Consider the following 13,987-nt stretch of genomic DNA (forward strand, 5'->3'; position numbering starts at 1 on the left):
TCTGCAAAGTCGTTACAAAGCCCCCTAAAGCCAAGGAGTCACCCCACTTTCCCACTCGACCGGCGAGCCGCTATATCACCCTCTTAGTCACGAAAAATCACCGTTTGTACGTTTTGGGCAACCGATTGGGCCCCCTTCCGGGCGGGCAGGAATTGCCGGGATTCAGAAAATTGCCGCAAGGGATTGCACAGACCATTCCCAGTGAGTAACTTCCGGGCAATACCCCCGAAACAACTCCCGTGGAGGCCCTCCGTGGTCTGGCCGCTCCCCCCACGGCGCGCGAGAACGACCTTCCTGACGGGGGCCGCGCTCGCGGTCACCCTGGTCGCCACCCCCCTCGCCGCCGCCCCGCTCCCCGCCGCCGCGTCCACCTCCCCCGCGCCCCTTTCCGCACCGGCCCAGGTCTCGGTCTCCGCGCCGGCCCCGGCCCCCGCGAGCCCCGTGGTGTCCGCGCTCAGCCGTACCGCCGAGCCCTCCGACCGGGACCTCGCCCGCGACGCGCTCCGCGCCGACCTGAGCCGCGAGCGCTTCTACTTCGCGATGACCGACCGGTTCGCCAACGGCGACCCCGGCAACGACCGGGGCGGCCTGTCCGGCGACCGGCTCGCCACCGGCTTCGACCCCACGCACAAGGGCTTCTACCAGGGCGGCGACCTCAAGGGCCTGCTCGGCAAGCTCGACTACGTCAAGAACCTGGGCAGCACCGCGATCTGGATCACCCCGGCGTTCGTGAACCGTCCCGTGCAGGGCACCGGCGCGAACACCTCGGCCGGGTACCACGGCTACTGGATCACCGACTTCACCAGGATCGACCCGCACCTGGGGACGAACGCCCAGATGAAGGAGCTGGTGCGCGAGGCCCACCGGCGCGGGATGAAGGTCTTCTTCGACATCATCACCAACCACACGGCCGACGTGGTCGACTACACGGAGAAGACGTACTCCTATCGTTCCAAGGGCGCCTACCCCTACGTCGACACCCGTGGCGTGCCGTTCGACGACCGCGACTTCGCGGGCAGGGACACCTTCCCGAAGGTCGACACCGGCTCGTTCCCGTACACCCCGGTCGCGCCGAGGAACGCGAAGACCCCGTCCTGGCTGAACGACCCGACGATGTACCACAACCGGGGCGACTCCACCTTCAGCGGCGGCGAGAACGACGAGTACGGCGACTTCTTCGGCCTCGACGACCTGTGGACCGAGCGCCCCGAGGTCGTCAGGGGCATGACCGACATTTACAAGACGTGGGTGCGCGACACCGGCCTCGACGGGTTCCGCATCGACACCGCCAAGCACGTGAACATGGAGTTCTGGGAGAAGTTCTCCCCGGCGCTGCGCGGCTACGCGGCCCAGCAGGGCAACAGGCGGTTCTTCATGTTCGGCGAGGTCTACTCCGGCGAGCCGTCCTTCACCAGCCGCTACTCCACCCGGGGCGGCATGAACGCCACCCTGGACTTCCCGTTCCAGGAGGCCGCCCGCTCCTTCGTCGGCGGCACGGCGGACGCCTCCCGGCTCGCCCGGCTGTACGCGGGCGACGACTACCACACCGACGCCGACGGCAACGCGTCGTCGCTGCCGACCTTCCTCGGCAACCACGACATGGGCCGCATCGGCCGGTTCGTCGCCCAGGACAACCCCGGCGCCCCCGATTCGGAGCTGCTGCGCAGGGACCTGCTCGCCCACGAGCTGATGTACCTCACCCGGGGCCAGCCGGTCGTCTACTACGGCGACGAGCAGGGCTTCACCGGCAAGGGCGGCGACCAGGACGCCCGCGCGTCCATGTTCGCCTCCAGGACGGAGAGCTACCTGAGCGACGACCTGATCGGCACCGACTCCACCCACGCCGGGGACAACTTCGTCCCCGCCCACCCCCTCTACCGGGGCATCTCCGCCCTCGCCGCGCTGCGCGACGCCCACCCGGCCCTCGCCGACGGCGCCCAGATCGAGCGGCTCGTCTCCGGCGGCGTCTACGCCTTCTCCAGGATCGACGCCACCCGGCAGGTCGAGTACCTGGTCGCGGTCAACAACGCCGAACAGCCCGCGACCGCGAGCGTGCCCACCTTCTCCGCGGGCGCGGCCTTCACGAAGGTGTACGGCGAGGGCGCCGCCACCCTCACCACCGGCGCGGACACCAAGCTGGCGCTCACCGTCCCCGCCCTGTCGGCGGTGGTCTACAAGGCGCCCGCGAAGCTCAAGGCCCCGGCCACGGCCCCGGCCGTCTCGATCGCCCTGCCCGGGGCCGAGATCAGGGGCACCGCCGAGGACGGCCGGATCCCGGTCGTCGCGACCGTGCCCGGCACCGGCTTCGACCAGGTCACCTTCGCCGCCAAGGTCGGCGAAGGCCCCTGGAAGGCGATCGGCACCGACGACACCCCCTCGGGCTCCGTTTCGAGGACGTTCAGGGTCTTCCACGACCTGCGCGGCATCGCGGCGGGCACGCGGATCTCGTACAAGGCCGTGGTGAAGGACTCCGCGGGCCGGTTCGCCTCGGCGGTCGCGCAGGCGACCGTCGGCGCCGAGCCCGCCCCCGAGGAGCCCGGCGCGGTCAAACGCGACTGGCTCGTCGTGCACTACCAGCGCCAGGACGCCGCCGACTACGACGGCTGGGGCCTGCACGTCTGGGGCGACGTGGAGAACCCGACCGAGTGGGGCACCCCGGTCCCGCTGACCGGCGAGGACTCCTACGGCCGCTTCGCCTGGATCAAGCTCAAGCCGGGCGCCACCAACGTCGGGATCATCGCCCACAGGGGCGACGAGAAGGACGGCGGCGACCGGATCGTGAACCCCGCCAGGAACGGCGAGGTCTGGCTGGCGAAGGGGAAACCGGACACCCACCTGTCCCGCGCGGCGGCCCAGGGGTACGCGACCGTCCACTACAACCGGCCCGACAAGAACTACGACGGCTGGGGGCTGCACCTGTGGGGCGACGGGCTCGCCGACGGGGTGCCCACCGACTGGGCCGCGCCGCGCCCGCCGGACGGCGTCGACTCCTACGGCGCGTTCTGGAGGGTGCCGCTGAAGGACGCCTCCCTTCCGGCGAACTTCATCGTGCACAAGGGCGACACCAAGGACCCCGGGCCCGACCAGTCGTTCACCCCGGCGGCACAACCGGACGCGTACGTCGCCTCGGGCGTGGCGAAGGCCCACCCGACCCGGGCGGCGGCCGAGAACGTCGCGATCCTGCATTACCACCGGCCGGACGGGAACTACGAGGGCTGGGGACTTCATCTGTGGGGCGACGTGGCGAATCCCACCGAGTGGGGCGCGCCGCTCCAGCCCGCGGGCGAGGACGGGTTCGGCGTTCACTTCCGCGTCCCCCTGACCGAGGGGGCCAAGACCGTGAACTACATCATCCACAAGGGTGACACCAAGGACCTGCCGGACAACCAGTCGCTGGACCTGACGTCGACCGGCCACGAGGCGTGGCGGGTCGCGGCGACCGAGGGCTACCTGCTGCCCCAGCCCTCGGCGCGCGGGGCCGCCGCCGACCTGTCGAAGTCGGCGGCGCACTGGATCGACCGCTCCACCGTCGCCTGGAAGATCGACCCCTCCACCGCGAACCGCTACTCCCTCGCCTTCTCCGCCAAGGGCGGCATCACTTACTCCGGAGGTGACCTCACCGGTGACCTCAGGCTGATCCGTCTCGTGCCCGGCGCGCTGACCGAGGCGCAGAAGGCGAAGTGGCCGCACCTGGCCGGGCACGCCGCGTTCACCGTCGACCCGCGCGACGCCGACCTGGTGCGGGAGGCCACCCGCGGCCAGATCGTGGCCGTCGAGCGCGACGCCTCGGGCGCGCTGCTCGCCGCCACCGGCGTGCAGTTCCCCGGCCTGCTCGACGACCTGTACCCCAAGGCGGCGACCGCCGGGCTCGGGCCCTCCTGGAGCGGCGGCACACCCGGGCTGTCGGTCTGGGCGCCGACCGCGGGCAAGGTCGAGCTCGCCCTCTACCGGAACTCCTCCGGCGGGAACCGTACCGTCCACCCCATGCGCCGCGACGACGAGACCGGCGTCTGGTCGGTGCGGGGACAGCGGGACTGGAAGGACCGCTACTACACCTTCCTGGTCACGGTCTACGTGCCGAGCGAGGGCAAGGTGGTCGTCAACGAGGTGACCGACCCGTACAGCCTGTCGCTGTCGGCGGGTTCGGGACGCAGCCAGCTCGCCGACCTGTCCGACCGGGCGCTGCGGCCCGACGGCTGGTCGTCCCTGGCCAAGCCCAAGGCCGTACCCCAGCAGAAGGCGTCGATCTACGAGCTGCACGTGCGCGACTTCTCCGCCTCCGACACGACCGTCCCGGCGGCGAGGCGCGGCACGTACGGCGCGTTCACCGGCGACTCGGCGGGGATGAGGGAGCTGCGCGGGCTGGCCGAGGACGGGCTGACCCACGTGCACCTGCTGCCCGTCTTCGACATGGCGACCGTCCCCGAGAGGAGGGCCGACCGGACCGAGCCCGCCTGCGACCTGGCCTCGATGCCCCCCGACTCCGAGGAGCAGCAGGCCTGCGTCGCGAAGACCGCGGCCACGGACTCCTTCAACTGGGGCTACGACCCGCTGCACTACACCGTGCCCGAGGGCTCCTACGCCTCCGAGCCGGACGGGTCGTCGCGGATCAGGGAGTTCCGGAGCATGGTCGGCGGGCTGAACGGGGCCGGGCTGCGGGTGGTGATGGACGTGGTCTACAACCACACCCACGCCGCGGGCCAGGACCCCACCTCGGTGCTCGACCGCCTCGTGCCCGGCTACTACCACCGGCTGCTCGACGACGGCACGATCGCCACCTCCACCTGCTGCGCCAACACCGCGCCCGAGCACGCCATGATGGGCAGACTCGTCGTCGACTCCATCGTCACCTGGGCCCGCGAGTACAAGGTGGACGGCTTCAGGTTCGACCTGATGGGCCACCACCCGAAGGCGAACATGGTCGCGGTCCGCGCGGCTCTGGACAAGCTCACCGTCGCCCGCGACGGCGTCGACGGAAAGTCGATCATCCTGTACGGGGAGGGCTGGAACTTCGGCGAGGTGGCCGACGACGCCCGCTTCGAGCAGGCCACCCAGGCCAACATGGCGGGCACCGGGATCGGCACCTTCAGCGACCGGCTGCGCGACGCGGTGCGCGGCGGCGGCCCGTTCGACGCCGACCCCCGCGTGCAGGGCTTCGGCTCGGGGCTCGCCGGGGCGCCCAACGGCTCACCGGCGAACGGCGACGCGGCGCAGCAGCGGGCCCGGCTGCTGAACTACCACGACCTGATCAAGGTCGGGCTCGCCGGGAACCTCCGCGACTACACCTTCACCGCCTCCGACGGCAGGCAGGTCAAGGGCTCGGAGGTGAGCTACAACGGCTCCCCCGCCGGGTACGCCGCCGCCCCGGGCGAGATCGTCACCTACGTGGACGCCCACGACAACGAGACGCTGTTCGACGCGCTGGCGTACAAGCTGCCACCGGCGACCGCGATGGCCGACCGGGTGCGGATGCAGTCGCTCTCGCTGGCCACGGCCGTGCTCGGGCAGGGCACCTCGTTCGTGCACGCGGGCAGCGAGCGGCTGCGGTCCAAGTCGCTCGACCGCAACTCCTACGACTCGGGCGACTGGTTCAACCGGCTGCTGTGGGACTGCTCGGCGGGCAACGGCTTCGGCGCCGGGCTCCCCCCGAGGCCCGACAACGAGGACAAGTGGCAGTACGCCAGGCCGCTGCTCGGCGACCCGGCGCTGAAGCCGGACTGCGCGGCGATCGGCGCGTCCCGCGCCCGGTACGGGGAGCTGCTCAAAATCCGCTCCTCCTCGCCGGTCTTCGGCCTCGCCACCCTGGCCGAGGTGCAGAGGCGCGTCACCTTCCCGGCCGGCGGCACCTCGGAGACCCCGGGTGTCGTGACCATGCACCTGGACGCCACCGGGATCGACCCGCGCTGGAAGTCGGTCACCGTCGTCTTCAACGCGACCCCCGAGGCCCGGCCGCAGACCGTCCCCGCGCTGAAGGGCGCCCAGGTGACGCTCCACCCCGTCCAGACGTCCGGCGACGACGCGGTCGTGAAGCGGTCGGCGTTCGACTCCGCCACGGGCACCCTGACGGTCCCGGCCCGCACGGTCGCCGTCTTCGTCCAGCCCTGACGGAACCTGTTCTCGTCCACTCCCGAGAGATTCGTCCACCCTCGACAGAACCGCACAGAGCTCCCCGGAACTCCCCGGAACCCCCGGGAGCTCCCGTACAAGCCCCGCGAGACCGCCGGGCCGGGTGTTGCAGCACCCGGCCCGGCCAGGGAACCCGTCCATCGATCCTGGAGGCCCCCACCCATGAAACCCTACAGAGTCGTCGTCGCCACGGCGTTGAGCGCTCTGGTGAGCGCCGCCGTGCTGGTGCCCGGCGTGCTGAGCGCCCCGGCCCAGGCGGCGCCGCCCACCCCCGGCCCGATCGTCAAGCTGTGGAACTGGAACTGGAACTCCGTCGCCAGGGAGTGCACCGACGTGCTCGGCCCGGCCGGGTACGCCGCCGTGCAGGTCTCCCCGCCGAGCGACTCGATGTCCCGGGGCGGCGCGGTCTGGTGGGACATCTACCAGCCCGCCCGCTACACCCTCACCAGCAAGTTCGGCGACGAGAACGCGTTCAGGAACATGGTGAACGCCTGCCACTCCGCCGGGCTCAAGGTCCACGCGGACGCCGTCGTCAACCACATGACGGGCCAGGGCAGCACCAGCTACGGCGGCTACGCCTTCGGCAAGTACAACTACCCCGGCCTCTACTCCGCGGCCGACTTCCACTCCCCCACCTGCGGGATCAACGGCTCCGACTACGTCAACGACGGCTGGCGGGTGCAGAACTGCGAGCTGGTCGGCCTGTCCGACCTCAACACCGGCTCCGAGTACGTCCGCAACCAGATCGCGGGCTACCTCAACAGGCTGACCTCCCTGGGCGTGGACGGCTTCCGCGTCGACGCGGCCAAGCACATCAACCCCGGTGACCTCGCCGCGATCAAGGGCAAGCTCACCGGCTCGCCGTACATCCACCAGGAGGTCATCCAGGGCGACGGCGAGGCGATCACCCCGAGCCAGTACACCGGGATCGGCGACGTGCACGAGTTCGTGTACGGGCGCAAGCTCAAGGAGCAGTTCAACGGCGGCCAGATCAGAAACCTGCAGTCCTTCGGGCAGAGCTGGGGCCTGTCGGTGCCCAGCGACAAGGCCGTGGTGTTCGTCGACAACCACGACACCGAGCGCAACGGCTCGACCCTGAACTACAAGTACGGCGACGCCTACCGGCTGGCCAACGTCTTCATGCTCGCCTGGCCGTACGGCACCCCGAGGGTCTACTCCGGGTTCACCTGGAGCGACGGCGAGGCCGGGCCGCCCTCGGCAGGCGGCGGCTTCGCCACCGACGCCAACTGCGGCAACGGCCAGTGGACCTGCTTCCACCGCCAGATGAACGGCATGGTTCGCTTCAACCGCGTCGTCCAGGGCACCTCGGTCGGCAACTGGTACGACAACGGCAACAACGTGATCGCCTTCAGCCGGGGCGCGAAGGGCTGGGTCGCGATCAACAACGAGGGCGGCGCCGTCACCCGCACCTTCTCCACCGGCCTGCCCGCCGGGACCTACGCCAACGTCGCGGGCGGCGGCTCGGTGACCGTCGGCGCGGGCGGCTCGGCCTCGGTGACCGTCCCGGCCAGGGGCGCGGTCGCCATCCACACCGGCGCCTCCGGCCCCGGCCCCAGCCCGACCCCGACGGTCAACCCCGGCCAGGTCGCCACCACGTTCAACGCCACCGTGACCACGAACTGGGGCCAGAACGTCTTCGTCGTCGGCAACGTCGCCGCGCTGGGCTCCTGGAACCCGGCGAACGCCGTCGCCCTCTCGTCGGCCGCGTACCCGGTCTGGAGGGCCACGGTGAACCTGCCGCCCGGCACGGCGATCCAGTACAAGTACATCAAGAAGAACTCCGACGGCTCGGTGACCTGGGAAAGCGACCCCAACCGCTCCTTCACCACCCCCTCGGGCGGCACCGCGACCCGCACCGACTCCTGGCGCTGACCTCCACCCGGCACCGGCTCCGGCCGGTGCCGGGTCTCGACCGACGCCGGCCTCACCGGACCGGCCCTCCGCGCGTCCGCCGGGAGATTCGCGACGGCATCCACGAAGCCCGCATGGTTCCGGCCTCGGCTCTCCTCCGCCGGCGACGCCTGGACCGATGACCGCATCCCGGCAGAGGTCCTTGGGCCGTGTCCTGACTGGGAGCACTGGGACCAGGCTTCCAGCGGGTGGGGAACCTAGCCTGGTCGACATGACGATTTCAAGGCTGGGTGACTACCTGCGAGGCCGGCGCGCGCAGGTGATGCCGCCTGACGTCGGTCTGCCCGAGGACGGGAGGCGACGCGTCCCCGGTCTGCGTCGCGAGGAGGTCGCGATGTTGGCGCGCATCAGCGTCGACTACTACCTGCGGCTGGAGCAGGGGCGTGAGCGGCGACCGTCGCCGCAGGTCCTGGACGCCCTGAGCGACGCATTGCTGCTGGACGACGACGGCCGGCTGCACCTGTACCGGGTCGCGGGGATGAGCCCGCTGCCGCGCCGCGGGGGCGGTGCCGAGCGTACCGACCCCCGGTTGCTGGCGTTGGCCGAGCTGTGGGACCGCACGCCGGCGGTGATCCTGGGGCGGGCCTACGACGTCCTGGCCGCGAACACGTTGGGGCGCGCGGTCTTCCGTCACCTCGAACCCGGCACGAACCTGCTGCTGGCGATGTTCCTCGACCTGTCGGTCCGTTCGTTCTACAGGGACTGGGAGACGTCCGCGGCCAACGTGGTCGCGGGATTCCGTTTCCTGGAAGGCGCACGGCCGCACGATCCACGGATCCAGGAGGTGCTGCGGACGGCCCTGAAGGACAGCCGCGAGTTCGCGGACCTGTGGCGGCGGCGCGACGCGCGGGGCAAGTCCGACGCGGCGAAGGTCCTGCTGCATCCGGACGTCGGCGAGCTCACCCTTCGCATGGAGACCTTCGACGTGCGCTCCGCCCCGGGGCAGCAGTTGATCGTCTACCACGCCCAGGAGGGCACCCGGACCGCGGACGCGCTGCGCCTGCTCGGCTCGCTGACGGCGCCCCGGCCCCGACACGGCGACGACTCGCGCGAGGGGGTCTCATGAGGGCCCGCTCCTGGACCGTGGCCGGTGGCACGGGCGTCGTCGCGGTGCTTCTCGTCGTACTCTCGGTGCGGCCGGGCGGCGGGGGGCCCGCGTCTCCCGACGACGCCGCTCAGCGAGGGCAGGGGGTTTCCCCGTCGTCCGCGACGGAGACACCGCCCAGGCGCACACCTGGGACGCCGCCGGCCGAGGGCGCGGAGAGGTCGCCGCACCCGTACGTCGGGATGTGGGTGACGGCCGACGGGCACATCCGTCAGATGCTCCTCGCGAACGGCCGCTACGACGAGGCCCGCGGGGAGCGGGAGAGCGCCTACACGGGTGCGTACCGGATTGCCGGGACCCGCATCGAGTACGTCGACGACACCGGATTCGGCGCGGACGGGACGTTCGACGGAGACGTGCTGCACCACGGGGGCTATGTCTTCTACCGCGAGGGCAGCGACGCACACCAACAGGCCAGAGAGGGACGATGATGGCAGACAGCACTTCGCACCAGGGCCGGCGCGTGTTCATGACAGCAGCGGTCGCCGGAGGACTGACGATCCTGTCCGGGTCCGCCACCGCCTCGGCGGCATCTCGCGAGGCCGCCGGCGGGCCACCCCCGGACCGGCTGACCCGGGAAGGCCGCAACAAGGCGGCGGTGATCCGCGCCTTCGAGCGGCAGAACGCGGGCGGCGACCTCTACGAGATCCTCCACGACGACGTGGAGTGGAAGATCGTCAACGGACGCACCTACACGTCCAAGGCCGAGTTCCTGACGGAGGGGTCGGCACCGGTCCTGGACCGGCTGGCGTCGGTGCTCGTGATGACGATCCGAGACCTCTGGACCGAGGGCGACACGGTGGTCGTACGCTTCGACGGCCGCGCGACGGCGGTCGACGGCGTCGAGTACCGCAACGAGTACTGCTGGGTCTGGCAGCTGCGCGGAGGCCGCGTTGTGCGCTGCCACGCCTTCCTGGACATGATCGCCGTACGGGAGCTCGTCGAACGCATCGAGCTGAACTGATCCGCGCCCGACCCGCCACGGGGTTCCGCAACGTCGCACCCCGGGGACCGCGCCGCGGAGCGAAGCCGGGGTGTCTGGAGTATCGCACTCAGGACTTCCACCAGGATGCGGTCATCGGTTCAGGCGTCGCCGGCGGATGGGAGCCGAGGCCGGGGCCATGAAGGCTTCGTGGATCTGGGAGCCGCCCGAGCCGGGGGCGAGACTAAGGCCGCGTCCGCTCCAGCAGGGCGGCGAAACCGTCGAGATGGCGCGCGAGGCCGTACTCGAACAGTCCGTCAACGTCCGGCACCTCCTCCCCGGTGAGCGTGGCCAGCAGCGGGAACCGGCCGGAGTCGAGGAGCTCGTCGGCCCGATCCCGCTGGGCCGGCCACCACCGGTCGAGCGTCACCCCGGTCTCCTGCTCGGCCTCGACCTCGTCCGCCATGGACAGCGCGACGCCGAGGACCAGCGCGGGCAGCGTGAGCGCCTCGCGGATCCGGGTCGTCATGGGCAGCCCGAGCCCGTCGAGCGCGCGCAGCGTCCACTCGGTGTGCTCCATCACGTTGGGCGCCAGCGACGGGCGGACGAGCGAGACGGCCCCGGGCAGCCAGGGGTGCCTCCGGCACAGCTCCCACTGCAGGCGGGAGACGAGTTCGAGCTTGGCCCGCCGGCCGTCCGGCCCCGGGACGGGCAGCTCGGGCTCGCCGAAGACCTCGTCGGTCATCTGCGTCACCAGCCCCTCCTTGCTGGAGACGTGGGCGGGGCTCCGGAGGCCCGTGGGCCGCTCAGCGCAGGCGCCAGACGCGGACGGTGTCGTCGCCGCCTCCGGTGACCGCGACGGGGCTCCCGCCGAGTTCGGCCACCGCGGCGGCGAACACGTTGTGGTCGTGGGCCTTGAACGGCCGCCCCGCCCGCTTTCCGGTGTCGAGGTCGTGGACCTGCGCGGTGGCGTCGTTGCTGCCGGAGACGACTACGGTGAGCGACCCCACCCGGCCGACGGCCAGGGAGTAGACCCAGCCGCTGTGGTCCCGGATGGGCGGGCGGGCCTCACCGGCGCCCGCGGCGTCGTCGATGTGGATGTCCTGCGCGCCCCCGGCGGACAGCACCACGAGCCTGCCGTCCAGCTCGGCCGTGGTGACGGCGGTGACCTGGCCGCGCTGGGTGAGGATCGTCTCGCCGGGCCCGGAGCGGAGCGGCCAGCGGCGTACCGTACCGTCACCGCCGCCGGTGAACACGACGGGCTCGCCGTCGAGGGTGGCGACGGCCAGTCCGAACACGGCGCCCTCGGAGGCACGGCGGGCCTTGCCGATCGCCTTGCCCGTCCTCAGGTCCCACACGCGCAGGCTCCCGTCGCGGCCTCCGGTCACCACGACGGGCTCGCCGTCGAGGGTGGCGAGGGCGAGGGAGAAGACGGGCACGGCGGCGTCGACGGCCCTGCCGACCGGCTTGCGGGTGGCGAGGTCCCAGCGGCGTACGGTGCCGTCGTCGCCGCCCGACACCGCGATCGTCCTGCCGTCCAGGTCGGTGACCGCGACGGAGCGCACCCAGTTGGTGTGCCCGGTGAGCGTGGCCAGCGGCCTGCGGGTGGCCAGGTCCCACAGGCGGACGGTGCGGTCGTTGGCGCCGGAGACGATCACGGACCTGCCGCCGACCCGGGCGATCGCCACCGTCTGGAGGTCGTCGCGATGGCCGCGCAGCGGGCCGCCGACCGGCGCGCTCTTCCAGTCCCCGGTGACGGAGGTGGGCGTGGCCGCGGGAGACGGCGAGGCGGTGGGCGGTGTGGACGATTCGCCGGGTGAGGGGAATCCGCTGGAGACCGGAGAGGTCGGAGAGGCCGGAGAGGCCGGAGGGGATCCGGTCAGCGCGGCGGGGGTGGGGTCCGCGGGCTCCTCCCCCGTACCCGCCAGCAGCGGCGGGAGCACGAAGACGCCCGCGGAGGCCGCGACGGCGGAGACGGCGACGGCGGCCCCGATCCACCACCGGCGCGATCGTCCGGACCTGCCCGGCACGGTCTCGTCGGCGGATGTCTTCCGCCCGTCACCGGGAAAGACCGGTTCCCCGGGCTCCTCCGGGCGCCACTGCTCCGGCGTGGTGCCCGGACCGATCGACGACCACCCGGCGGAGGACGGCCGCGGGGGCGCGGTGCTCCGACCGGGTGGCGACAACAACGGGAAGGGGGACGGGGAGAGCGGCTCCTGGGACGGCTGCCCGGACTCGCCGTCCCACGCGGAGGACGGCTGGGACGGCGCCGGCCGCTCGGCCCGCGTGGGCTGCCGGGACGGCGATGTCCGGTCCCGTACCGGCTGCTCGGCCTGCGTCGGTGACGGGGACGGGGACGGGGACGGGGACGGGGACGGGGGCGCGACGGCGCCCGCCGACGGCTGGCGGATCAGCCGGAACAGCAGGTCGGGGGCGGCCGGCCGGTCGGCGGGAGTCTTGGCCAGGCAGGCGCGCAGCAGCGGCCGCAACCCCTCGGGCACCCCCGACAGGTCGGGCTCGGCGGTGAGGATGCGGTGGAGCACGGCCGGGATGGTGTCCCGGCCGAACGCGGGGCTGCCGGTGGCGGCGAACACCATCGTCACCGCCCAGCTGAACACGTCCGAGGGGGCGGCGGCGGGCCGGCCGTGGATCTGCTCGGGTGACATGTAGGTCGGGGTGCCGAAGGCGCCGCTGGTCTGGGCGAGCCCGGCGTCGAGCGCCTTGGAGACGCCGAAGTCGATGACGCGCGGGCCGTCGAAGCCGAGGAGCACGTTCGCCGGTTTGAAGTCGCGGTGCGCGATCCCCGCCTGGTGGATGGCGACGAGCGCGGTGGCCGTGCTGATCGCGATGCGCTGCAGGGCGGCGCCGTCGCGCGGCCCCTCGTTCTCGACGGCCTGCTGCAGCGACGGCCCGTCGATGAACTCGCTCACCACGTAGAGGTGGTCGCCGCTCTCCCCCGCGTCGAGCACCCGGGCGGTGCAGAACTCGGCGATCTGCCGGGCGACGGCGATCTCCCGTTCGAAACGCGCCCTCGCGACCTGGTCGGCGGTGAACCTCGGGTGCAGCACCTTGACCGCGACGCGCTCACCGGCCGGGTCGCGGCCGAGGTAGACCGTGCCCTGCCCGCCCTCACCGAGCCTGGCCTCGATCGTGTAGGGGCCGAGGCTCGCGGGGTCACCGGGCCGCGGCGCCGTGACAGCCATCGTGCTCCTCCCAGGTACGGACCCGCCCGGCCCCGCTCCCCGCCGTACGAGGGGCGGTGCGGGCGCCGGACCGTGGGAGGCCGAGTCCCGGGAAAGAGCATGCCATCACCGACAAATTAGACCAAACGCCCAGCGGGTCCCCGCACGCAACAAGGCGACCTCCCCACCGCTTCGATGACCGCCACCCGAGGACGACCGGACGGAACGCCCAAAAGCCCGCAGCCGGAAACAAACGCATGGAACTCCCACAAGCCCATACACGGGAACAGCCGGACGGAACGCCCGCGAGCCGACATCCGTGGACAGCCGGACAGGATGCTCGCGATACGGCTCCGGGGACAACCGGGCGGGATGCCCGCGAGCCGGCCCCCGCCAGGCTCGCGGCTTTCCCGGCGGCCGGTACGACACCCGCGAGGAGCGGCACCGGCGTCGTCGAAACGACGACAAGGACGGATCCAGCCTTTCCCCCCCTCCCCCCGTGGATCGGTCAGGGCGGGTCTTTCCGAACGTTAGGCAGGGACGCGGCGGAAAGCATGAGTATCCCCTACTCATCCCACCGGATCTCCGTCGAACAGGGCTCGACGCCCTTCCCGGGGTACGGACGCTCGACCGCGGCCCGAAGCTGAGCGCTATCGTCACCTTCGCCGTCCAGGGCCGGCGGCCGCAGCCGTTCAAGGCGGCGATGGACGCGCGGCGCGT

Annotated in this window: 7 protein-coding genes; 5 read left to right on the plus strand and 2 right to left on the minus strand. The window is 72.0% G+C overall.

All coding sequences use genetic code 11. The features are described from left to right. Nucleotides 1–252 precede the first annotated feature (252 nt). From pulA to ABT053_RS00705, 5 genes are all read left to right on the plus strand, one after another. On the plus strand, nt 253–6,105 hold the full coding sequence (gene pulA, locus ABT053_RS00685; protein ID WP_350966683.1) for a pullulanase-type alpha-1,6-glucosidase: 5,853 nt from the start codon (nt 253–255) through the stop codon (nt 6,103–6,105). 183 nt (nt 6,106–6,288) lie between these two features. After that, on the plus strand, nt 6,289–8,019 hold the full coding sequence (locus ABT053_RS00690; protein WP_350966684.1) for a carbohydrate-binding module family 20 domain-containing protein: 1,731 nt from the start codon (nt 6,289–6,291) through the stop codon (nt 8,017–8,019). Nucleotides 8,020–8,269: 250 nt separating this feature from the next. Further along, the gene (locus tag ABT053_RS00695) at nt 8,270–9,124 is read left to right on the plus strand and encodes a helix-turn-helix transcriptional regulator (protein WP_350966685.1); all 855 of its coding nucleotides are present in this window, start codon (nt 8,270–8,272) and stop codon (nt 9,122–9,124) included. After that, complete coding sequence (locus ABT053_RS00700) at nt 9,121–9,594, plus strand: Atu4866 domain-containing protein (RefSeq protein WP_350966686.1); 474 nt, start codon at nt 9,121–9,123, stop codon at nt 9,592–9,594. Before ABT053_RS00695 ends, ABT053_RS00700 begins: the two co-directional genes overlap by 4 nt. Further along, a complete protein-coding gene (locus ABT053_RS00705) occupies nt 9,594–10,127 on the plus strand; it encodes a nuclear transport factor 2 family protein (RefSeq protein WP_350966687.1) in 534 nt (177 codons plus the stop codon). The genes ABT053_RS00700 and ABT053_RS00705 overlap by 1 nt, the downstream gene beginning before the upstream one ends. Nucleotides 10,128–10,329: 202 nt before the next feature. Here ABT053_RS00705 and ABT053_RS00710 read toward each other — a convergent pair whose 3' ends face one another. Beyond that, entirely contained in the window at nt 10,330–10,830 is a 501-nt protein-coding gene (locus ABT053_RS00710) for a TetR/AcrR family transcriptional regulator C-terminal domain-containing protein (protein WP_350967094.1), read from the minus strand. Nucleotides 10,831–10,891: 61 nt separating this feature from the next. Then, nucleotides 10,892–13,288, minus strand: coding sequence for a WD40 repeat domain-containing serine/threonine protein kinase (locus ABT053_RS00715; RefSeq protein ID WP_350966688.1), 2,397 nt, complete (start codon nt 13,286–13,288; stop codon nt 10,892–10,894). Nucleotides 13,289–13,987: the final 699 nt, after the last annotated feature.

It is taken from the genome of Streptosporangium sp. NPDC002524 (genome assembly GCF_040295985.1).
In the GTDB taxonomy this organism is placed as follows: Bacteria; Actinomycetota; Actinomycetes; order Streptosporangiales; family Streptosporangiaceae; genus Streptosporangium.